Genomic DNA, 23,170 nt, shown 5'->3' on the forward strand with positions numbered 1-23,170 from the left:
AAAAAAGATTCTGTCGGGTAAAATGTGTTTACTATATTGATTGGTCGGTGTTTACACAGCGGCCTTTCAAAATTTATTAGATGAAAGGGCTTACTTCCAAATGGAACTTTTAGCTTTAGTCATCGGGGTTATCTTTCTATTGGTCCTCATTATTCGTTTCAAGATCAATACGTTCGTTTCCCTGATTCTGACCTCTGTCCTTACTGCTATGCTACTGGGGATGGACTTAACCAAAATCGCCGCAACCATCGAAACAGGGATTGGGAGCCAACTTGGTGAACTTTCCTTAGTCTTCGGTTTCGGAGCTATGCTGGGTCGGTTAGTCGCCGACGCCGGTGGTGCTTACATGATTGCCACGACCTTAATTGATCGTTTCGGTAAGAAACGTCTGCAACTTGCTATCATGCTTGCTTCATTTATTTTAGGAATTGCCCTCTTCTTCGAAGTTGGGATGGTCCTCTTAATTCCTATCGTCTTCGCCATCGCGGTTGAAGCCGATGTTCCAATTCTCTACTTAGGGATTTCCATGGCCGCTGCTCTGTCAGTGACCCACGGATTCCTGCCACCTCACCCAGCACCAGTTGCTATTTCTGCTGTGTTAGGCGCTAATGATGGGAAAGTCCTACTCTTCGGTTTGGTTGTCGCAATTCCTGCCGCAATCATCGCCGGTCCTCTGTTCACCAAGCTCGCACAGCGTTACGCGCCTACAGCCTTCGAACAGAAGGGTAACCTTTCTTCCTTAGGTGAAGTTAAGACCTTCAAGCCTTCAGAAGCCCCTAGCTTCGGCCTATCTGTCTTGACTTCCCTCTTCCCTGTTATCTTGATGGCCATCACGACTATCTACAAGATGACGGTGGATGGCGGTGCAACACCAGCCAAGAACGCCAGCATGTTAGACCAAATCGTGGCCTTGATTGGTGATCCTGCGATTGCAATGTTAATCTCGCTGATCGTGGCTATGTTCACGATGGGCTGGGGTCGGAAGCGTAAGACTGCCGACATCATGGCAACGTTGGAAAATGCCGTGAAGTCAATTGCTATGCTGCTGTTAGTTATCGGTGGTGGTGGGGCCTTCAAACAAGTCCTCATCGACGGTGGTGTTGGTAAAGAAGTTGCCAAGATCTTTATCGACTCCAATATGTCCCCACTGGTCTTAGGTTGGTTGGTCGCTGTGGTTCTGCGTGTTGCTTTAGGATCCGCTACCGTGGCTTCCTTGACTGCCGCCGGAATTGTGGCCCCATTGATGGCTCAAGCCGGTGTTGACCCTGCCCTGATGGTGCTTGCCATTGGTGCTGGTTCCTTAGCCGCCTCTCACGTGAACGATGCCGGGTTCTGGATGTTCCGCGAATACTTCGATTTGACTGTTAAGCAAACCTTGAGTATTTGGACCGTCTTGGAAACCGTAATCGCCGTGGTAGGGTTGGTCATTGTTCTGCTTTTGAATATGGCCTTCCACTAAACTTAATTTTAATGAAAACACCGCCGAGAGTGATCTCAGCGGTGTTTTTTTATGGTGATTGACGTCTCTCTCAGCCATTTTTAACCATTACGAAAAGGTCAACGTGCTATAATGTAAAAATCAGTCATTCGTGAGTATAAAGGAGTTTTGACATTGGCAAAGGAATTACGCCGAGAGATCGGCACGTTTACCGCCCTAGCCACCGTGATGGGAATCGTCATTGGTGGTGGGGTATTTTTTAAGACGGCGAGTGTCGTGGCCGCCAACCATTCCGCTAACATGACCCTGGTCGCCTGGATTTTGGGCGGCTTGTTGACCATCTGTGCCGGTCTGACCAGTGCAGAGCTAGCTGCCGCCATTCCACGGACCGGAGGCGCCATGCGCTATCTCGAGTACGCCTATGGCAAACCTGTGGGCTTTCTCATGGGATGGGCCCAGATGCTGGTCTATTACCCCGCAAATATCGCGGCCTTGTCGATTATCTTCGGCGTTCAGTTTGCCGCTCTCTTCCGCCTCGACAGCAGTTGGAAACTGCCGGTAGCCATCTTATGTGGTCTCAGTATCACCCTACTGAATTTTCTCGGGGCTCGAGTGGGTGGATCCGTTCAATCAGTCGCATTGATCTTTAAGCTCATTCCCATCGCTGTTATTGTCATCTTTGGTCTAATGGCCCCAGCTCATACAGTCCTGCAATTCTGGCCCATTGCCACTGGTGATCATTTGAATTGGGGTAAGGCGTTTGCCTCTAGTCTATTAGCCACCATGTTTGCTTATGATGGTTGGATCAGCATCGGCAACATCGCCGGCGAGATGAAACACCCCGAACGAGATCTCCCTCGTGCAATTGTCTTGGGATTGGCCCTGATTACCATCATCTATACCCTAGTCAACCTGGTTTTCCTCAAGACCTTGCCCATCGACCTGATTGCAGGTAATCAAAATGCTGCGGCCGATGCTTCCATGCGGCTATTTGGCCAATTCGGTGGCAAACTGGTCACCATCGGTATTCTCATCTCAGTCTACGGTGCCATTAACGGGTATACCTTAACTGGCATGCGCGTTCCCTTCGCCATGGCTGAAGAAGACAGCCTACCGTTTTCAGAACGTTTCCGTCAATTGTCGCGTAAGACCTACGTTCCTTACTTCGCTGGGACCGTTCAATTTCTAATTGCCCTGCTCATGATGTTCATGGGCAGCTTCGACATTCTAACTGACATGTTGGTCTTCGTTATGTGGGGGTTCAACTGTCTGATCTTTCTAGCCGTATTTCAACTGCGTCGAACTGAGCCTGAACTCGATCGCCCTTATCGTGTTCCGTGGTTCCCGATCATTCCAATCATCGCGTTAATAGGGGGACTCTTCATCCTTGTCACCACCCTCATTACAGAACCTGGACTTGCAGCGACCGGACTAGGTCTGACCCTCATTGGCCTTCCCGTCTACTTCTGGCACCAAAAACATCGTAAACAAGTCTAAAAAAAGCTCCCAGGATATCTTATCCTAGGAGCTTTTTCATTTTATCGAAGCCTATTCGAACTTGTCGACATTCTTCTTCGTAACTAAGTGAATTGGTGAAGGCGTGGCCTTTTCAACCTTTTCGCCCTTAAAGTGCTTGTAAGCAGCCTTAACAGCTAATTCCCCTTCAACCTTTGGAGATTGGGCAATGATACCCGTAATCTTACCAGACTTAACGGCCTTGAGTCCTTGTTCCCCACCATCGATGGAGACCACAACCATATCTGGGTCGTTGATAGCCTTGATAGCACCTAAAGCCATTTCATCGTTTTGAGCGAAGACACCCTTAATCTTAGGGTGAGCTTGTAAGATGTTTTCAGTCGTAGACATCCCTTGGGCACGGTCGAAGTTGGCAGTTTGCTTAGTGACGATGTTCAAAGTACCCTTAACCGTGTTATTGAAACCTTTCCCACGTTGGATAGCAGCATCGGCACCTGGTGTACCTTCAAGTTCAGCGATTTGGTCGTTCTTGTTTAACTGGCTCATCATGAACTTACCAGCCATCTTCCCGGCCAAGACGTTATCAGAAGCAACAGTCGTTAACAACTTACCACCGTTAGACCCACGGTCACAGGCGATAACTGGAATACCAGCGTTGTTAGCATCCTTAACAGCAGTAGCAATGGCGTCAGAGTCAACAGGGTTGATGATAATAACGTCAACCTTCTTTTGAATTAAATCTTCAACGTCGTTAGATTGCTTGGCACTGTCATTTTGAGCATCGAAGATTTGTGTTGAGCTTCCGTTTTCCTTAGCAACCTTCGTAATCCCGTCACGGACGGAAACGAAGAATGGGTTACTCAAGGTTGATAATGAAACCCCAATCTTCAGATTCTTTTCGCTCTTTTTGACGGTTTTGTTAGTTCCAAAGGATGGTGGCGTCAAGGAGACGGCTTTACATCCGGCAAGGAACAACGAGAAGCCAGCAAATACGGTCAATAATACGACTAAATATTTTTTCCCTTTCATAAGGAACCTTCCCCCTAAGCTTTAGCTTGTTTTCTATCGAGTAAGACGGCAACTAAGATCACGATACCTTTAACGATCTGTTGGTAGAAACTGGAGATACCCAGTAAGTTCATCCCATTGTTCAGGACACCAATAATCAAAGCACCAATTAAGGTCCCAAACATACGACCTTTCCCACCGGCAAGACTAGTCCCACCTAAAACAACGGCGGCGATGGCATCCATTTCGTAGGCGTTCCCGGCATCAGGTTGTGCGGAAGCTAAACGTGACGTCAAGATAGCACCAGCAACGGCTGATAAGAAACCAGCAATCGTGTAAATTAAGATAATCATCTTGTTGTTCTTAACACCAGCAACGAAGGCAGCCTTAGGGTTACCACCTAAAGCATAAGTCTTACGACCGAACGTAGTCCGGTGTAACAGGATGTAAGCACAGATGTAGAAGATAGCCATAATGTAAACTGGGAATGGAATTCCGAATAAGTAACCTTGGCCAAAGAATTGGAAACCAAAGTTGTTACTCATCTTAGTCCCAGTGATTGGGTTACCTTTGGTGAAGACGTAAGTAGCACCCCGCAAAATGGTTTGCGTTGCCAAAGTGGCGATGAATGGTGCGGCTTTCCCATAAGCGATGATAACACCGTTAATGGCACCGAAGATGGCACCGGTTAACATCCCGATTAAGAGAGACAAGAGCGTTGGTACACCGGATAGTACCAATTGAGCGGTAAAGGCACCACTCAAGGCAACGATAGCCCCAACGGATAAATCAATCCCACCGGTCAAGATAACAAATTCCATCCCGAAGGCGATTAAAGCATTAACTGAAACTTGACGTAATAAGTTCAGTAAGTTTAACGGATCCAAGAAAGAGAAGTTAAGTACTGAAACTAAAACAATCAATACGATTAAGGCGACCATTGGTCCTAGTTTTTTGTAAAAGTCGCCAAAACTAAATTTTTTCTTTGCCTCTGCTTCTGTTTGATTACTCATTCGTTTTTCCCTCCTGTTGCTAACGTCATAATACTTTCTTGCGTAGCATCCTTAGTATCGACGACATCCATCAGGTGACCTTCGTAGACCACCGCGATCTTATCAGAGAAACCAAGCACTTCATCCAAATCACTCGAAACCATAATAATAGCTGTTCCACGATCGGTTAATTCGTTCATGAGGTCATAGATTTCACGCTTGGCACCAACGTCGACACCACGAGTTGGTTCATCCAAAATCAGAACTTGCGAACCAGATCCAACCCACTTAGCCAAGACAACCTTCTGTTGGTTACCACCAGAGAGGCTACCTGCTTCATCGTCACGACCGTTAGCCTTAACGTTCAGGCGCTTCAGTAACATGTCAACAAAGTCTTTGTCGGCCTTTTCGTCGATTAAACCGTGCTTGGAGAACCCGTCGATACTTGGTAAGTCGATGTTGTCAGCTAACGTTGCATCGAGGATTAACCCTTCCGTCTTCCGGTCTTCAGTTAAGAATCCAACGTTATGACTGATAGCGTCGTTAGGGTTCTTAATCGTCAGCTCCTTACCATCAACCTTGATGGTCCCGGCATCCAACTTGTCAATCCCGAAGATAGCCCGCATAATTTCGGTACGACCGGCACCCATCAACCCTGAGAAGGCGAGGACTTCACCGGAGCGAACTGAGAAACTAATATCTTTGAACTTGTCGTTCGTTAAACCAGAAACTTCCAACATGGTCTTGCCGTACTTAGGATGACGTTCTGGATAGAAGTCCCCCATGTCTCGACCAACCATGTCGTGGACAATTTGCTTAACATTCGTATCCGCCGTGTTATACGTATTAATGGTTAACCCATCACGCATTACCGTCACACGGTCGGCAATTTCAAACAATTCTTCCATACGGTGAGAGATGTAAATCAACCCAACACCTTGGTCACGAAGCTTGCGAATAACAACGAATAACTTTTGAATTTCGTCTTGCGTTAAAGCCGCCGTTGGTTCATCCATGATGATGATTTTGGCATCCGTCATTAATGACTTCGCAATTTCAATCATTTGTTGTTGTCCAACTGATAATTCACCAATTGGTTGAGAGAAGTCAACCTTCATGTCCAACTGATCCAAAGCTTTTTGTGCAATCGTTTTCATTTTGGCGTTATCAATTAAGCCAAAGCCCTTTTTGATTTCTTTATTCAAAAACATGTTGTCCAGAACAGGCATCTCACCAAAGTTATTCATTTCTTGGTGAATGAATGCGATCCCATGTTGTTCGGCTTCCAGCGCACTGGCGAAGTTGGTTTCCTTACCATCAACCAAGATAGTCCCGCTATTTGGTTCCAGTAACCCGGTAAGAATATTCATCATCGTAGACTTACCAGCACCGTTTTCACCCATGAGCGCGTGAACCTCGCCGCCCTTTACGGAGAAATTAACATCCTTTAAAACTTCGTTAGAACCGAATGATTTTGAGATGTGCTGCATATCAATTTGCATTTACGCCAAACCTCCTTTTGCAAGTCGCAGCTTAAAACGTTACGCCGCTTTCCAATATAATGTTTGAGAACGGTGTCATTTCGCCGGTACGGACGAACGCGTGGCACTTACTCAAGTCTTGCTTCATTTGATCGTGTGGGATGAACTTTACATCGACATCCGGTAATAATTGCAGAACCGCTGATAATTGGTCCGGATTCTCGGTCTTCATCTCTTCCGCCAAATAAATGCGTTGTACTTGTAACTCAGCTAAGACATTCTTTAGGACGTCTAAGAAACTTGGAAGTTGCTTAGTCACGGCTAAATCAATCTTTTCCGTTCCCTTCGGAACTGGCATTCCGGCATCACCGATAGCCAACGTGTCGAAGTGTCCCATTTGGGAGATGACCCGTGACAAATCAGAATTAATAACTGTTGTCTTTTTCATTCCTGCCTTATCCACCTTTCAGAACACTTGCAGATTCTTCATAAGGTAAATGGTTTTACCTAAGCCATCAAAACGCGAGGCTTGAACCGAGACAACGTTCATAAAACCGTTTACATTATTTCTACAAGACCTAAGATAACACAAAAGAAAAGCGCTTTCAATAAAAATTCATAAGTTTTTCAAAAAAAATACGCATCCTTTGGATGCGTATTCTAATCATTCTAATAGTATTCTAATAGTGTAAAGGCTCTGGCAACGCCGGTAAATCGGGGAATAGGTGCCTTAACTTGGCTTCCGGATGAGCATCCTGAGTGTCTCGTTCCTGGAGAACCTGGGTGACGCCGTTAAATGTAAACATAAGTAAATCGTCCCCCTCCTCATCACGAACTTGAAAGAACTTTACACCAAGTTGCAAGGCAGTCATGACAAATCGTTGTGTCTGGTCACTGACCTGCTTCAAACGGGGCAATAACGGCTTGGCCTCAACCCGTTGCCGGTACCAATTGGCGGCGATCTCACGACCATAACCCATGAGGCTACCTTCTTGCAGGTGGGCCACCATTTTAGCAGATGGCGTTAGTTCGGGATGTGTGAGCACCTCTTCAAGATCGTCAATAACAGAAGATTGCTCCGCATGAATTTGGAGTTGGTCAGTCATTTCTCTTAATTCTTGGAAGATACGTTCCCCATCACTCTGATACTGCGTGGCTTCTAATGGATTCTCCAAAGCCACCCGCTGATTTCGAGTCTGAGCCTCAGCAAGCTGTTGCTCCAGCTCTTGGGCTGGTAATGGCTGCGTTAGCAGATAAATCATGAAGACCTTCAAGAAGTACAGCGCATGGCGACTAACCCCATTCGGTGTAAACGGCGTGTTATCGAAGTCCCGCAATTCCAAGTAGCGAATACCACCCGTTAAGTAGTCTCGTTGATTAGCCTGTCCTTTGAGCCGCACAGGCCCATAGAACTCGTGGGCGGAGAAGTAGGTGCCATTGTCAATCAAACGCTGAAGCTGGTTTAAATGCGCCTCTAGGGACGTATAGGTTACCTGCTCGTCTGGCCGGTTCACAAAACCAAACCGACTGTTGCGAATGCTTCGCACCGGTTTAGCCAGCTCTGACGGCATTGGGTTAAAGAACCCCTCCTCAGCAACCGGACTGGCCCCAAAAAGATAAGTCAGTAACCACTGGTAGCGCACGAAGTTCTGCGCCAAGCGGAAATACAGCGCGTTCTTGAAGGCTACGATAGATGTGAATTCCTGCGTATAGTGGCTGAATAGTCGATGTAAGACCGGATCTGGCAAGCTGTAGTTCACATGGACGCCAGTCAGACTCCCATGTTGCAGACCATACTTTTTTACCAGATAAGACCGGTACGGTTGAATGGCCGGTCGGTCGAAATGATCGGCTAAAAACTGCCAGTCAGTTTCGTCCATCTTTGGCGGCGTACTAAATGGCCAGATACGGTCGTCCCCTTCTAAGGAACGATAAGCCACCGTTTGCAGGGTATCCAATTGATCTAGCGTCCCCCCAATATTCGGATTGGGGTCCGTAATGACCTCAAGTTGGCTTTCAGTAAAGTCTGTCTGAAAATAGGGGTGGAAGGTCCGGGAACCTAAGGTACTGGGATGGGGACGACGACTCAGCCGACCATGCGGATCGATTCGTTGTTCTTCGACTTCCACACCGATTAAACTGTGATACATCTGTTCTGCTAAATTTTCTTCACGAATAACCGCTAATAGATTTTCTAACATGGCGGTAACATCCCCTTGACCTTAGACTTGGTTTACTAAAGTGTAAACAAAAATACCGACTCTGTCACTGATATTGTTTCTTTTTGTGCAATAAACTTTTATGAGCCCCCCTAACCAGTCATCAAGGGATTAAAAAAAGTGCCTAGACAGACGTCCAGGCACCTCATGATTGTTAAAAATTACTTCTTCACTAAAACCGTGACGCTTTCCACATGTGGTGTCTGTGGGAATTGGTCGACAGGCTGAATGGCACCGTCAATGTCGTAGCCGAGTTCTTGGAAACGGACCACATCACGAACCAACGTTGCTGGGTTACAGCTGACGTAGACGACCTTCTTAGGCCCCATCTTAGCAGTGGAATCAATCAGACTTTCGGCCAGGCCCTTACGTGGGGGATCAACCACGACAACATCGGGCTTGATGCCGTCTTCTTGCCACTTAGCCATTTGTGATTCAGCCTTAGCAACTTCGAAGGTGACGTTGCTCAAATGGTTCTTCTGGGCGTTAACCTTGGCGTCTTCGATGGCTTCGGGAACCACATCAACCCCGTAAACCTGCTTAGCATGCTTAGCCAAAGCCAATGAAATCGTGCCGATCCCACAGTAGGCATCGATCACGGTCTCGGCACCGGTCAGGCCAGCTTTGTCGATAGCCATTTGGTACAGCTTTTCAGTCTGTTGTGGGTTCACTTGATAGAATGACCGTGCTGAAATGGCAAAAGTCAATCCTAACAGGCTATCCTCAATCGTTGGCTTACCATAGAGTGTCCGCGTCACGTTACCCATGATGACATTCGTCTTCTTAGCGTTGACGTTCAGGACGATGCTGGTAACTTCTGGCAACGCCTTGTGAATCTGGTCGACCAGTTGTGCCTGGCTAGGAATTTTTTGTGTCCGGCTAACCAAGACGATCATCATTTCATGGCTGTAGTACCCACGGCGAACCATGATCGTCCGTAAGACACCCTTGTCACTAATTTCATCGTAAGCTGGAATCTCAAACTGACGGAGCAAGTCACGAACCTTGACAATAGCCGCATCGATTGCCGGGTCTTGAATGTAGAAATCCGTTAATGGAATTAAGTCATGGCTGTGTTGCCGATAGAAACCGGTCTCCAATTGGCCCTTAACCTTGCGCACAGGCACTTGGGCCTTGTTCCGGTATTGAGTTGGGTTAGCCATCCCCAGCGTTGGGGCAACTTCAACATCGACGTGCGCCTTGCTGAAAAGTTCGGCGATCTGATGTTGCTTGAAAGTCAGTTGGGCTGGGTACGCCAAGTGTTGTAGCGGTGCAATCCCAGTCTGACGGTACGTCTTGTCGACATCCTTGACCCGGTCAGCAGATTCAGTCTTCCAAGCCACGGCACGGGCAAACCCATAGTGACTCTGGACTTTTGTGACTTGAATCGTAAGTTCTTCGCCTGGTAAGGCGTTTTCGATAAACAGAGGGAAATCATCAACCTTAGCGACACCCATTCCCTGATAAGTTAAATCGGCAATGGTGACGTCGAGGCGTTCGTTCTTCGTTACGGGTGCTTTAGTTTTCATTCGTTCTCCTTAATGAGAAAGGGATCTTGCCCTGAAAATGCCGTGCAAAATCCCCTCAGTATCTTAATCTTCCGTTGATGTCGTTGATCCATCGGGCAAGCTTTCCACTTGTTTGACGAATTTTTCTTCGGCCTCAAGGACCTCCGGTGATTCATTGGTAACCGCCGCATCTGGAATGTCGTCGAGGTTGGCGTACATTTCGATATGTTGGGCCAAATTGGTGAATTTCATTGGCGCATCGCCACCATATTCACCATCCAGGTTAATCATCATGCGGTCTTCTACTGGCCGCGCGATAACCTTACTGGTTTTCTTGTAAATAATGTGCGGATCGTTGATGTGCTTCCCGCCGTTTAAGACGAGACCCATCAACCGCAGAATTTCCGGCATGCTGGCCGTCTTCACGATAATCATCGTGAATTTGCCATCATCCAAGGCAGCATCGGGCACAATCTGCTCGAAACCGCCAATAGAGTTCGTCAGTGCCAAGAGAAACATCGACGCCTTCCCTCGGAAATGGCCATCGTCATAGGTCAAGTCCATATCAATTGGCTTGATCCGTGGCAACAACTCGGCTCCCTTCAACAAGTAAGCCAAGTAGCCGAAAATCGACTTTAAGTTGGAAGGCACATCGTAGGTTAGCTCGGTCAGTAGGCCCCCACCTGCAATGTTAATAAAGTAGGTTTCGCCCGCCTGCCCAATGTCCATCTTGATGGTTTGATTCTTCAGAACCACCTTGGCTGCCGCTAACGGATCCTCACGTGGAATGTGTAAAGCCCGCGCATAGTCATTGGTCGTTCCAGCCGGAATGATCGCCATCTTCGGACGATGGGGTAACCCAGCAATCCCGTTCACAACCTGGTTGATGGTCCCATCCCCACCGGCAGCCACAATGAGTTCAAACCCAGCCTTAGCGGCGCGTGTTGCCTCATTTTGTGCTGAATCCGGGGCGGCAGTTGTTGCATATGCACTGGTTTCATAACCGGCCTGTTCAAACACCGCCAGAATATCAATCAGATCTTTTTTTAATGCCTCACGTCCTGAGGTTGGATTGTAGATCACCCTTGCCCGTTTACGCATGCTGTGCCTCCATTGTTCTTATTGCTTTAAGGCTGCCATCAGTAACTGATTGACAACCTGCGGGTTAGCTTGTCCGTGGGTTTGCTTCATAATTTGACCGACCAAGTACCCAACGGCACGTTTCTTCCCGTTGTTAAAGTCTTCAATCGATTGCGGGTTGGCATCTAAGACGTCATCGATAATCGGTTGAAGCTTAGCTGGATCGGATAATTGAACCAGACCATGTGCTTCGACGAAAGCCTTAGGTTCTTCGCCAGCCGTGATGGCCTTGAAGACCTTCTTAGCCATCTTGCTGGAAATGGTCCCATCGGAAATCAGGTTGATCATGCCAGCCAAGTTAGCTGGTGTCAGCTTCGTCGCCTGTAAATCAACGTGATTGTCGTTCAGGTAGGCATTAACGTCACCTTGTAGGTAGTTAGCAGCCATCTTAGGATCGGCCTTCAAAGCCACCGTAGCATCGAAGAAGTCGGACATTTCCTTGGTTTGCGTGATAACCATGGCGTCATAATCCGTCAAGCCAAGCTCGTTAACATAACGTTCCCGCCGCTTAGCTGGCATTTCTGGCATGGCATCCCCAAGTTCCTTAATCCACTCGTCACTGATGTTCAGTGCCGGCAGATCAGGTTCTGGGAAGTACCGGTAGTCGTCGGCACCGGCCTTGACCCGCATCAGGATCGTTTCACCGGTCTTTTCGTCGAACCGCCGCGTTTCTTGTTGCACAGCACCGCCTGCCATTAAGACCTGTTGTTGCCGTTTTTCTTCGTACTCAAGTCCCCGTTGCACGTAGTTAAAGGAGTTCAAGTTCTTCAATTCAGTCTTGGTCCCAAACTTTTCTTGGCCTACGGGACGAACGGAAATGTTAACGTCGACCCGCATGGATCCTTCTTCCATCTTCACATCGGAAATCCCGGTAAATTGGATCCGTTGCCGTAAGGCTTCCAGGTAGGCATATGCTTCAGCTGGTGAAGCAATGTCCGGCTTAGAAACAATTTCAATCAATGGGGTCCCTTGCCGGTTCAAATCGACGTAAGAGTAATCGCGCTCATGGGTGTTTTTTCCGGCATCTTCTTCAATATGCATCTCAGAGATTCCGATCTTCTTCTTCACACCGTCTACGTCAACTTCAACCCAGCCATCGTGACCGATAGGCTTGTCGGATTGCGTGATTTGGTAAGCCTTCGGGTTATCCGGATAAAAGTAGTTCTTCCGGTCGAAATGCGTGTGCTGCTCAACAGTGGCGTGCAACGCTAAAGCGGCAATGATCCCATCGGCGACAACCCCCTTGTTGGTCGTTGGCAATACCCCAGGGTATCCCCAATCAATTACGTTGGTATTGGCGTTCGCTTCGGCCCCGTAGGCAACGGGTGATGGGCTAAAGATCTTTGAATGGGTCTTTAACTCGATGTGGACTTCAAGTCCAATAGTTGTTTCAAAGTTCATTAGTTTTGACCTCCTAACGTTGGGAGTTGGGTGTGGAAGTCCGTGTTCTGTTCGAACGCGTACCCGGCCCGGTAAAGCATGCTTTCATCAAATGGACGACCAATCAATTGCATCCCAACAGGTAACCCTTTACTGAAACCAGCTGGTAGGGAAAGCCCTGGCAGTCCAGCCAGGTTAACAGGAATCGTCAAAACATCATTCATGTACATCGTGATTGGATCCTTGATTTCGTCACCCAAACCAAAGGCTGGTGTTGGGGCAACGGGCCCCATGATGAAGTCATGATCCTTCAAGATAGTCTTGAAGTCATTCATAATCACCGTACGTACTTTGGCGGCCTTTAAGAAGTAAGCGTCATAGAACCCAGCGGACAGTGAGAACGTCCCAAGCATGATCCGCCGCTTAACTTCATCACCGAACCCTTCGGAACGAGACTTCACGTAAACATCTTCCAAGTTCTGAACATCCTTGGCCCGATACCCGTAACGAATTCCATCGAACCGTTGCAGGTTAGAAGAAGCTTCGGAAGACGCAATGATGTAGTAGGCAGCAACCCCATATTTATTGTGTGGTAAGGAAACTTCGTCAACTGTTGCCCCTAACTTACGGTAGGTATCAGCAGCGGCCAAAATAGCGGTCTTAACGTCATCGCTGACCCCTTCAGCCAAGTACTCCTTAGGCAACCCAATGCGCAATCCCTTAACACTCGTAGCGTCGTTCAAGCCAGCAGCAAAGTCAGGAACGGCCTGCGTCGAACTGGTTAAATCATGTTCGTCATGGCCGGCAATGGCACTCAATACCGTGGCATTGTCCTTAACACCGTGGGTCAAAGGTCCGATCTGGTCCAAACTTGACCCAAAGGCAATCAGGCCCCAGCGGGACACCCGACCATACGTGGGCTTGATACCCACGATTCCGTTAAATGAAGCCGGTTGCCGGATCGAACCACCGGTATCTGAGCCCAGTGCAACTGGCACTTGGCCAGAAGCAACTGCGGCTGCAGAACCACCTGATGACCCACCGGGAACTTTGGTTTGGTCCCAAGCATTCTTCGTTGGTTTGAAGGCAGAGTTTTCGGTCGATCCACCCATGGCAAATTCATCCAGGTTAGTCTTCCCCACCGTAATCATTTGAGCGGCAGCTAATTTTTCAGTAACCGTAGCATCGTAGACGGGCTTGAAGTCGCCTAACATCTTGGACGCAGCAGTTGTCGTCAGGCCCTTGGTGACGATATTATCCTTTAAGGCGACGGGAATCCCGGCCAATGGCTGGTCATCACTGATACCGGCCTCATCAATCTTAGCGGCTTGGGCCAAAGCGGCGTCTTCATTGAGGTTTAAGAAGGCGTCAATCTTGGTATCCGTATCCTTGATGTTGTCGAGCGTCGCTTGAGTTAACTCCTTAGCACTGACCTTCTTGGCAACGAGGTCGGCGTGGAGGCTAGCGAGATCTTGATTAAAGTAGTTCATCTATTCATTATCCTCGCTTTCATCGATGATGGCTGGTACCTTGATGAAGCCGCGGGCAGCGTCCGGCGCGTTCTTTAACAGCGCCTCACTTTGTCCCCAGTTGTCGGCGACATCTTCGCGCATCACATTTAATTGGTCAGAAACACTACTGGTTGCTTCGACACCGGTCGTATCGACTTCACTCAGCGTCTCAAACAGGCCAATAATGTCATCAAGTTGGGGCGTAAACGCGTCCAACTGGGCATCCGTAAATTCAAGTTTTGCCAATCCGGCAACGTGTTGAACTTGTTCTCGAGTAATTCGATTAGCCATCAATTATCCCTCTTTCTAATTTATCCGCATTCACCATTTATCTTCTAAAATCCCAAGATAAACATACATTGCCATTTTACCATATATCCACGTCAGACAAAGGATAATGACAAAAAATCGGCGACCGTTCAACTGACGGCCACCGACTCGCAATCTGTTTAATAACTATTAAAGACGTGACTCGTGAATTTCTTTTCACCACTAGCCCGTGACAAGTAACTCTGAATGCCATCAGTTGAAGAAACCTTGACGTCGATCGGTACCCCAGTTGGTAGATATTTCTGTGCTGCCGTCTGGAGATACTGCGTGAAACTGATGATTTCCGTCTGACTGTAGAACTGGGTATTGATGTTCACGTGCATGCCCTGCAGTGTATTACCGTCATATTGAGCCTGAGCGGTCACCCCACTTAAGTTCGGGAAGAAGTTCTCGACTTGCGTTTTAAAGTTGGTGAAGGAGCTGGCATCATTACTGTTAGGGGCACTCTCCCCACTCTCAACTGGGAAGACCACATTCTTCTGGCCCAACGCTGTCCAACTGTTGACCGTCGTTGCGCCGGCCTTGTTCTGCGAGTAAGCCATGAAGGTTCCACCGACCAAGCTGTCGTTTGAAGCCTGACGATAGATTGCAATCACAATCGGCACGTTCTTCAAAGCCGACTTCTGACGCATCCGCTTCAAAACAGTATTGGCTGTCTTCTTGGCGTAAGCCAGACCCGCGGCCTTGCTGATCTTGGTCTCGAAGGTTGCCCCATACTGTTGCTTCTTGTAGTAATCCACAGAGTTCACAGCAATCCCCACGGTGACACCACCAAGTGAGAGCTTGTTATTCTTCTGTATCATATAATCCTGTTCTTCTAGAGCTTGAATATAAACCGGATTCCGCTTATTGGGCGACGTTGAGCCATTGCTTTGCGGGTTCAAGCCGGTGTCGTTTGACTTTGACTTGCGGTCTAACCAATTTTGCACCGTGGATGAACTCAGGTATTGGCCTTCCTGGAAGACATACTTCTTGGTTGAGAAGACTTTCTTTGAGACGCTCAACATACCCGTTTCAAAACTCTTCAGATTGTAGGTATTACCAGAGTCCTGAGTGTTCGTGACTCCCCGTGACTTACTGGTCTGGTAGTGGCCACTCTTAATAACCCCTTCGTAGTCACCATCCGTTGACTGTCCAGTCAGTTGTGTACTCCCCGTTTTACTAGAACCTGAACCGGAAGACATATTGGAACTACTTAAATTACCACACGCGGCCAAAAATAACGGTACTGTGGCTAACGCAATCAAGATTCGTAACCGTTTCACGACTTGTTTCCTCCTAAAGGTCTTCATTTGTTTTCATTCATCGCTGCTAGCAGTTGCGCCTCATCCCAAATAGGAATGTTGAGGCTCTGAGCTTTCGTAAGTTTGCTACCGGCTGCTTCTCCAGCAATTAACAGGTCGGTCTTCTTCGAGACACTTCCGGTAACGGTTGCGCCGTGTTGTTCTAACCAGGTCGTCGCTTCTGGCCGGGTTAGTTCGTTGAGCTTCCCCGTCAGGACCACGCGTTGATTAGCGAAGGTGCCCAGCGGATCAACTGGCTCGCTCGGGCCACTGGTATAGGTGAGGTTAACCCCCACCGTAGCCAACTCCTTCATCAATGCTTGAACTGGCTCACTGTCGAAGTAGGTCACCACACTATCGGCAATGATGCCACCGATAGTATCAATAGCCGCAATCGTCTCACTGTCAGCAGCCATCAAGCTGTTAAGATCGCCAAAGTTTGCCGCTAAAGAACGAGCAGCCTTAGCCCCGACGTGACGAATGCCTAACCCAAATAGCAAACGTTCTAATGAATTATTGCGACTATTGTCAATGGCTGTCAAGAGGTTTTGCGCCGACTTCTCCCCAAATTTATCTAAAGTTAATAATTGGTCCGTCGTTAACCGGTAAAGACTCGCCACATTAGTGACCAGCTTACGTGCAAATAACTGAGCCACGATCTGTGGACCTAGACCCGCAATGTTCATGGCATTTCGAGAGGCAAAATGATTCATGCCTTCAGCCAATTGTGCCGGACAGTTGGGGTTAATACAACGTAGCGCGACTTCTTCGTCCAAGTGAACCAACTCGGCTCCACAGGAAGGACAACGTGTTGGAATCGGATAGACTTCAGCATCTGCTGGTCGTTTGTCACCCACGACCTGTGAGATTTCAGGGATGATATCCCCGGCCTTATGCAACAACACAGTATCTCCAAGCCGAATATCCTTGGCCTGCAAGTAATCTGGATTGTGTAATGAGGCTCTAGCAACCGTACTTCCGGCCAAGACAACGGGATCCATAACAGCGGTTGGTGTCACAATTCCTGTTCGCCCAACCGTCCATTCGATATTCTCGACGACTGTTTGGACCTCTTCAGGTGGGAATTTGTAGGCAATTGCCCAGCGAGGGACCTTGACCGTCGCGCCGATTGCTCGCTGGAGTGGCAACGAATTCGCCTTGATGACGATACCATCGATCCCGTACGGCAAATTGGAACGTTGCGCCTGGTAGGTATCGATGTAGGCCCACACCTCATCCATGGTGTGGGCGACTCGATAGGCTGGATTGGTCGTAAATCCCAGCTCTGCTAATTCGTCGAGTAACCCGCTCTGCGTCCGCGTATTCAGTGGTTCGTAATCCGCAATGTTATACATGAAGGTCGCTAATTGACGGTCCGCCGTCACCTGAGTGTCCAGTTGACGAAGCGATCCCGCCGCGGCATTCCGGGGGTTGGCAAACGGCGCCTGTCCTGCAGCCTCACGACGCTCGTTCAGCGCAAGAAAGGCCGCCTTAGGCATGTAACACTCCCCCCGTACATCGATGGTCAGCGGCCGACTCAATGTCTGAGGAATGGAAGGAATCATCTTGAGATTAGCCGTAATGTCTTCCCCAATTTGTCCGTTTCCTCGGGTTGATCCCTGAACAAATTTTCCGTTCTCATAGCGTAACGAAATTGCAAGGCCGTCAATCTTTAACTCACAATTATAGTCAAAGTCCTCGTCCACGTTTGCGCGCAGGCGATCATTAAACTCACTTAGTTCTGCCAAGGAGAAGACGTCCCCTAGAGAGAGCATGGGAATCGTATGCGCCACCTTAGGCAAATCGCCTCGAACGCTCCCCCCCACGCGTTGGGTTGGGGATTCTGGTGTCACAATGGCGGGAAAGGCTTCCTCCAGAGCAACCAATCGGGCATATACTCGATCGTAAACGTCATCTTCCACAGAGGGCGCATCGGCATCATAGTACTGTTTCCCCCAAGCCAGGAGCTGAGGACGAAGTTTGGCCGCCTCAGCTGCAGCCTGTTCTTCCGTTAAAGTATTAGTAGGTTTGTCAGTCATTGTTTTCCTCCCACGTTAACTTCTTAATCTTCCACACGTTTGATCGGGGCAAACGCTGCTAAAAGTCGCTTGACACCCTGTTCTGGAAAGGCAATATCCAGTTCGGCATCTTCGCCAGTGCCATTAACCTTAACCACTGTTCCGATACCCCACTTTTTGTGGCTGGCCTTGTCACCTACGCCCCAAGAAACTTTACCAGCGCCAGTTCCACCAGATTCACTGACCCGACCCGTTTTACCATGATAAGGTGTCGCAACGGCACTGGCCGTCCGGCGTTCGAATGGTAAATCACGGCGACTTGGTGTCAGGCCGGACTTCGTTTCACTGTAATCCAGATGAAGGAGTTCTGGCGCAATTTCCGTGATAAAGCGTGACTGTGGATTGGTTTGCCGCCGACCGTAAAGCATTCTAGAGTAAGCATTGGTCAGATACAGCTTTGTCTGGGCCCGCGTGATTCCCACGTAAGCCAACCGGCGTTCTTCCTCGAGCTCATCGTCTTCGAGCATTGCTCTGGACAATGGGAAGATCCCCTCTTCCAGACCCATGAGGAAGATGACTGGGAATTCCAATCCCTTAGCCGCATGCAACGTCATCAACGTTACCTCAGCGGGTTCTTCATCCACGTCGTCTTGGGCGGAAACCAAGGCCAGGTCTGCTAGAAATTCGACCAGTCGGTCTTCATCTTCGTCGTGATCGGCATTGTCCCAATCCGTATCGAACTTCTGAGTCACAGACAGGAATTCCTCGATATTTTCAATCCGGGTTTCGGCTTCCAGAGACTTAGAGGCCTTCAAAGCCTTCATATAGCCCGTTTCATCTAAAATCTGGTTCGTAATCTCAGAAACACCACTGGTTACAGCGGCTTCTTGGATGGCCTTGATAGTCAAGCCAAACTTCTCCATCGCATTACGAATCCGGGTCCCCAGATTATTGGCCAGACTGATATTCTGGGTAGCTTCGAGCTCTGTCCAATCATTGAATTCGGCAAACTCCCGGAGTTTGTTCAAGCTCGTGGCCCCAATGCCACGTTTAGGTTCGTTAATAATCCGTTCAAGACTCATGGAGTCTGCGGGATTAGCCACCAACGTCAAGTAAGCCAGAACGTCTCTAATTTCCTTACGGTCGTAGAACTTGTGGCCACCGACCATGGTGTAAGGAATGTTGGCCTTGACCAGTGTTTCTTCAATTACTCGAGACTGGGCATTGGTCCGGTATAAGATGGCAAAGTCTCCGTAATTGTGGTGGTTCTGCGTCCGTTCCTCTTGAATCTTGGCCACAACGTAATGGGCTTCGTCATTTTCATTTTGTCCCCGGTAATAGGAGATCTTATCCCCTTCGGGATTCTCAGTCCACAGATCCTTTTTCTTCCGGTTAACGTTCTTCTGAATCACGTCGTTAGCCGCCTGTAAGATAGTCTTGGTTGACCGATAGTTCTGTTCCAACAGCGTCACGTGGGCACTGGGATAGTCATGTTCAAAATTCAGGATATTTTCCATGTTGGCCCCTCGCCAACCGTAGATACTTTGGTCCCCATCCCCAACAACGCAGAGATTGCCGTGTTTCTTAGCCAGCATATTCACCAACGTATACTGCGCATCGTTGGTATCTTGATATTCATCGACGTGAATGTATTGGAATTTTTCTTGGTAGTAGCCCAACACATCATCATTTTCCTTAAATAGCTTGATAGTCAGCATGATCAAATCATCGAAATCCATGGCCTGGTTCGCCTTCAATTCACGCTGGTAGTTTTCATAAACGTTTGAAACTGTCTCCTCAAAAGGATTACCGGCGGCTTCACGCATCATGGCCGGCGTTTGTAAGGCATTTTTGGCGTTCGAAATCGCCCCCAAAACGGAACGGGGATCGAACTTTTTCACATCCAAATTCAAATCTTGCAAAACCCGCTTAACCAGGGTCCGTTGTTCACCAGGATCGGCGATCGTAAAGGCCCGGTTGTATCCTAATTTGTCAGCATCGCGGCGCAAAATGCGAACACACAACGCATGGAACGTCGATACCCACACATCGCGGCCGTCTGGTCCCAAAAGCTTGGCTACTCGTTCCCGCATTTCCTTAGCGGCTTTATTCGTAAAGGTAATCGCCAGAATCCGCCAAGGCATCACATTATTGTGCTCAATGAGATACGCAACTCGGTGCGTCAATACTCGGGTCTTGCCACTACCGGCACCCGCCAATACCAGCAGAGGGCCCTCCGTCTGGAGAACAGCCTCCGTCTGCTTATCATTCATGCCAGTTAACAATTCTTCTCCTGCCACCGTGAACACAATCCTCTCTGTAATTAGTCTTGACTATTATAGCAAAAAAACATACGTTCTGCGAGGTGAACTCCTTCTGTTAAGCGGCCTAATTTTGCCCATGAAAAAGGGTCGAGACCGCTGCCTCGACCCCCTCTTCTTCGGGTCATTTGGCAACCCTTAAAGAAGTTCTAAATTAAGATTCTGCCGGCGTATTCCAGATCCCGGTATCATCCAATTGATCTAATATCGTTTTAACCGATTCACCCTGGACCGAGATGTGACCCATGGCCTCATCCGACGCCTGTTTCTTCAAGTGATAGAAGGTGAAGTGCCAGTTAGACTTCAACTGCCACTGCGTCCGGATCGCCGAGAGCTGGTCGGTGGTAAAGGCTGCTGTCACTGCTGGTGTCAGGATTTGTGGCGTTGCCAACGGCAGGCCAGCGATTGCTCGCAAATGTTGTTCAAATTCATTCACTGTGGCAGATGCCTCAAAGATGTACCCCGTCTCGCTTGGCGCTGGCACAATCTTTTTCACATAAATGGCCCCGCTACTCGTCAAATAAAAGGAAACTTCAAAGACACCTACATAACTGACATGTTGGGCTACTTCATTTGCAATCCGGTGAATCTCACCGGCTACTGCATCGTCAACCTGAGCAGGGGCCCAAGTCTTCACAGGCTGCTCGGTCACAGACGCGATTTCCGTAATCGGAAAGGCTTGTTGATTACCGTCTTGATCGCGTGCAACCACGATCGAATACTCCCGGTCGTAAGCGATTTGAGACTCCAGAATGTAGGTCCCCCAATCCAGAAGACCCGCTGCCTTAGCAATATCAGTCTGTGTCTTAATCACAAGTTCTCTGCCATGCGACCATTCCTTTTGAATGGGCTTCAACACGCAGGGATAGCCAATAGAATTGACGGACTGATAAACGTCATCTAGATTGATGATCGTGGCATATGGTGCAATGTTCACGTTGAGTTGTTCGAAAAAGGCCCGTTCAAGCAACCGGTCTTGCATCATTTCTAGCATATCCGTCCCCTGCGGAATCCGCGTAAACTGGGACAAAAACTTCACAACTTCAGTGCTGACCTGCTCGGAATCATAAACGATGGCCGCACAACTCTCGGCAAAGTGCTGGAGCTTGTCATGATCCTTGCGCGTCCCAACTGCCTTGAAATCGGCCAATTGGAGAGCTTCGCTAGTTTCATCGGGACCATAAGCCCCCACGCGTAACCCCATCTTTCGAGCCGTGGTCACCAACATTGCTGCGTTGGCGCTATTCCCAATCACACCAATTGTATCTCCCGGATATAAGACCGTGTTCGCCAATTTGCTCCCTACTTTCTGACTTAATAATATCTAAACAATGATCACTGTCACTAAAACACGAGGTCCCTGCGGATGCCGCGTTCAGTCCTTCACTATAAGTTTAAAGTTTGCCTAACAATTACACAAGTATCCACCCACTAATCCTGGGCGAACTGAACCTCATTATGGTCGAATGAAGCAATGCTAGCCAAGGCTTCTAATTGAATACCAGCATCGACGACTAACTGGTGACCCTTTTGGAAACGCTTTTCGATCACAACACCAACCCCGGCAACCGAAATTTGAGCTGTCTCGGCAATATCTAAGAGTCCCTGAACGGCCTGCCCATTGGCTAAAAAGTCATCAATAATGAGTACCCGATCCTTGGAATTCAAGAACCGACGGTCGATTGAGATATCGTTGTTTACCCGCTTGGTGTAAGAGTAAACCTTAGCCGTATAAAGGTGATCCGTCAGTGTCAGACTCTTGTGCTTCCGGGCAAAGATAACGGGCACATTCAGGTGTAGTCCCGTCATGACAGCTGGCGCAATACCAGACGATTCAACCGTCAAGATCTTCGTAATCCCAGCACCAGCGAACCGACGTGCAAACTCCGCTCCCAGTTCATTCATGAGCTGGGGATCAATTTGATGATTTAAGAAATTATCCACCTTAAGGACGTCACCTGGCAACACCGTGCCGTCACGTTGAATTCGATCTTCTAAAATTTTCATGTATTTGCGGCCTCCATCACTTTGTTTTGTTTATATTCTACCCGATTGAACCTTAAAAAAACAACGGTCGACCGCCACATTTTACCAGGCTTAACCGAAAAATAATCCAATGACTTCTGCCAAAACGGTTGTGACTGCCAAGATTGCCAGATTTCGTACGGCTAGAATAAACGTCTGCTTCTTCACCTGAACGGCAAAGAAGGCCAAGACGTTGCGATAAACCAAGGGAATACTTAATAAAGCCAGGAGTGACCATTTCGGCAGATCACCGACAGCTATTGACCCAATCAGAGCCAGATAACCCACAACATAAAATGCCGCAAATAAAATAAGTGATCCTTGTTTTCCCAAATAGTAAACGATAGTCCGACGATTTAAGGCGAGATCTTCCTTGGCATCACAAATATTATTGGCCAAGAGCAAGGCTGCAATCGCGGTCACCGCAATACCAGACGTCAGTAAGATCCGGCCAGCGAGGGGCCAAGACAATCCCCCACGCTGATAAACGTTGAGGTACACCGTGATCAACGTAATCAGGTAGCCCATAGTAAACCCGGCAAAGAATTCTCCCGTTGGCGTCCCAGATAATGGCCGAGGTCCGCCGGCGTAAAGATACCCAACTAAAAAACACCCAACTCCCATGATCAGGAGTGGCCAACCGGTTATCCAGACCAACCAGAGGCCCAGCGCCCCAGCGATGACAACAAAGGTTACCATGAGACCGAAGACCCGAGCCATCCGCAAGTGTTGGACCCCAATAATATTGGTTTCACGTTTCCACCGTTCAGCCTGAGTCCCGGCATGACGGTAATCCTGATAGTTATCGTTAATATCAACGGCCATGTTGAAGAGAAACATAGCGACAAAGAAAATTCCTGTCACGTCCCAATTCACGTGATTAAAGTTAAAAGCCACGAAAATAAGCCCTAACAGAAATGGCCAAACCGACGCAATTTTAGCCTTAATTTCCACTAATTCTAAAAAGTTTTTGACAGTCACATAAATCCCCCCGAATGTCTTTTCTAAATTCGATGATAACCTTTATTTGACAACGTTTC

At 48.3% G+C, this 23,170-nt stretch carries 18 protein-coding genes; 2 read left to right on the forward strand and 16 right to left on the reverse strand.

Going from position 1 to position 23,170, the window contains the following annotated elements; translation table 11 throughout:
- Positions 1-100: 100 nt before the first annotated feature.
- Positions 101-1,459 (forward strand): gluconate:H+ symporter, encoded by a 1,359-nt coding sequence (locus EKM71_RS05555; RefSeq protein ID WP_125573665.1) that lies wholly within the window; start codon positions 101-103, stop codon positions 1,457-1,459.
- A gap of 153 nt (positions 1,460-1,612) precedes the next feature.
- Positions 1,613-2,935 (forward strand): APC family permease, encoded by a 1,323-nt coding sequence (locus EKM71_RS05560; protein ID WP_125573666.1) that lies wholly within the window; start codon positions 1,613-1,615, stop codon positions 2,933-2,935.
- Positions 2,936-2,986: 51 nt separating this feature from the next.
- Here EKM71_RS05560 and EKM71_RS05565 read toward each other — a convergent pair whose 3' ends face one another.
- The 16 genes from EKM71_RS05565 to EKM71_RS05640 form a co-directional block, all read right to left on the reverse strand.
- Complete coding sequence (locus tag EKM71_RS05565) at positions 2,987-3,943, reverse strand: substrate-binding domain-containing protein (protein WP_125573667.1); 957 nt, start codon at positions 3,941-3,943, stop codon at positions 2,987-2,989.
- Positions 3,944-3,957: 14 nt separating this feature from the next.
- The gene (locus tag EKM71_RS05570; RefSeq protein WP_125573668.1) at positions 3,958-4,935 is read right to left on the reverse strand and encodes an ABC transporter permease subunit; all 978 of its coding nucleotides are present in this window, start codon (positions 4,933-4,935) and stop codon (positions 3,958-3,960) included.
- Entirely contained in the window at positions 4,932-6,416 is a 1,485-nt protein-coding gene (locus EKM71_RS05575) for a sugar ABC transporter ATP-binding protein (RefSeq protein ID WP_125573669.1), read from the reverse strand. The genes EKM71_RS05570 and EKM71_RS05575 overlap by 4 nt, the downstream gene beginning before the upstream one ends.
- 31 nt (positions 6,417-6,447) lie before the next feature.
- Positions 6,448-6,843, reverse strand: a complete 396-nt coding sequence (gene rbsD / locus EKM71_RS05580) for a D-ribose pyranase (RefSeq protein ID WP_125573670.1) — start codon at positions 6,841-6,843, stop codon at positions 6,448-6,450.
- A 232-nt stretch (positions 6,844-7,075) separates the two neighbouring features.
- Positions 7,076-8,596, reverse strand: a complete 1,521-nt coding sequence (locus tag EKM71_RS05585) for a gamma-glutamylcysteine synthetase (RefSeq protein ID WP_125573671.1) — start codon at positions 8,594-8,596, stop codon at positions 7,076-7,078.
- Between the two features lie 179 nt (positions 8,597-8,775).
- Positions 8,776-10,143 (reverse strand): 23S rRNA (uracil(1939)-C(5))-methyltransferase RlmD, encoded by a 1,368-nt coding sequence (rlmD, locus tag EKM71_RS05590; RefSeq protein ID WP_125573672.1) that lies wholly within the window; start codon positions 10,141-10,143, stop codon positions 8,776-8,778.
- A gap of 63 nt (positions 10,144-10,206) precedes the next feature.
- The gene (locus EKM71_RS05595) at positions 10,207-11,223 is read right to left on the reverse strand and encodes a diacylglycerol kinase (RefSeq protein ID WP_125573673.1); all 1,017 of its coding nucleotides are present in this window, start codon (positions 11,221-11,223) and stop codon (positions 10,207-10,209) included.
- Between the two features lie 18 nt (positions 11,224-11,241).
- Positions 11,242-12,663, reverse strand: coding sequence for an Asp-tRNA(Asn)/Glu-tRNA(Gln) amidotransferase subunit GatB (gene gatB / locus EKM71_RS05600; RefSeq protein ID WP_125573674.1), 1,422 nt, complete (start codon positions 12,661-12,663; stop codon positions 11,242-11,244).
- Positions 12,663-14,132 (reverse strand): Asp-tRNA(Asn)/Glu-tRNA(Gln) amidotransferase subunit GatA, encoded by a 1,470-nt coding sequence (gatA, locus tag EKM71_RS05605; RefSeq protein WP_125573675.1) that lies wholly within the window; start codon positions 14,130-14,132, stop codon positions 12,663-12,665. The genes gatB and gatA overlap by 1 nt, the downstream gene beginning before the upstream one ends.
- Positions 14,133-14,444: an Asp-tRNA(Asn)/Glu-tRNA(Gln) amidotransferase subunit GatC gene (gatC, locus tag EKM71_RS05610; protein WP_057879216.1), complete on the reverse strand. Its 312-nt coding sequence runs from the start codon at positions 14,442-14,444 to the stop codon at positions 14,133-14,135.
- A 158-nt stretch (positions 14,445-14,602) separates the two neighbouring features.
- A complete protein-coding gene (locus EKM71_RS05615; RefSeq protein WP_164504731.1) occupies positions 14,603-15,775 on the reverse strand; it encodes a CamS family sex pheromone protein in 1,173 nt (390 codons plus the stop codon).
- Entirely contained in the window at positions 15,772-17,805 is a 2,034-nt protein-coding gene (gene ligA / locus EKM71_RS05620; protein ID WP_125573677.1) for an NAD-dependent DNA ligase LigA, read from the reverse strand. Before ligA ends, EKM71_RS05615 begins: the two co-directional genes overlap by 4 nt.
- Positions 17,806-17,828: 23 nt before the next feature.
- Entirely contained in the window at positions 17,829-20,084 is a 2,256-nt protein-coding gene (pcrA, locus tag EKM71_RS05625; protein WP_125573678.1) for a DNA helicase PcrA, read from the reverse strand.
- A 175-nt stretch (positions 20,085-20,259) separates the two neighbouring features.
- Positions 20,260-21,399, reverse strand: coding sequence for an ATP-grasp domain-containing protein (locus EKM71_RS05630; protein ID WP_125573679.1), 1,140 nt, complete (start codon positions 21,397-21,399; stop codon positions 20,260-20,262).
- A 137-nt stretch (positions 21,400-21,536) separates the two neighbouring features.
- Positions 21,537-22,112, reverse strand: coding sequence for a xanthine phosphoribosyltransferase (locus EKM71_RS05635; RefSeq protein ID WP_125573680.1), 576 nt, complete (start codon positions 22,110-22,112; stop codon positions 21,537-21,539).
- 90 nt (positions 22,113-22,202) lie between these two features.
- A complete protein-coding gene (locus tag EKM71_RS05640; RefSeq protein ID WP_125573681.1) occupies positions 22,203-23,111 on the reverse strand; it encodes a 1,4-dihydroxy-2-naphthoate polyprenyltransferase in 909 nt (302 codons plus the stop codon).
- Between the last annotated feature and the right edge of the window lie 59 nt (positions 23,112-23,170).

The organism is Levilactobacillus huananensis (genome assembly GCF_003946145.1).
Taxonomy (GTDB): Bacteria; Bacillota; Bacilli; order Lactobacillales; family Lactobacillaceae; genus Levilactobacillus; species Levilactobacillus huananensis.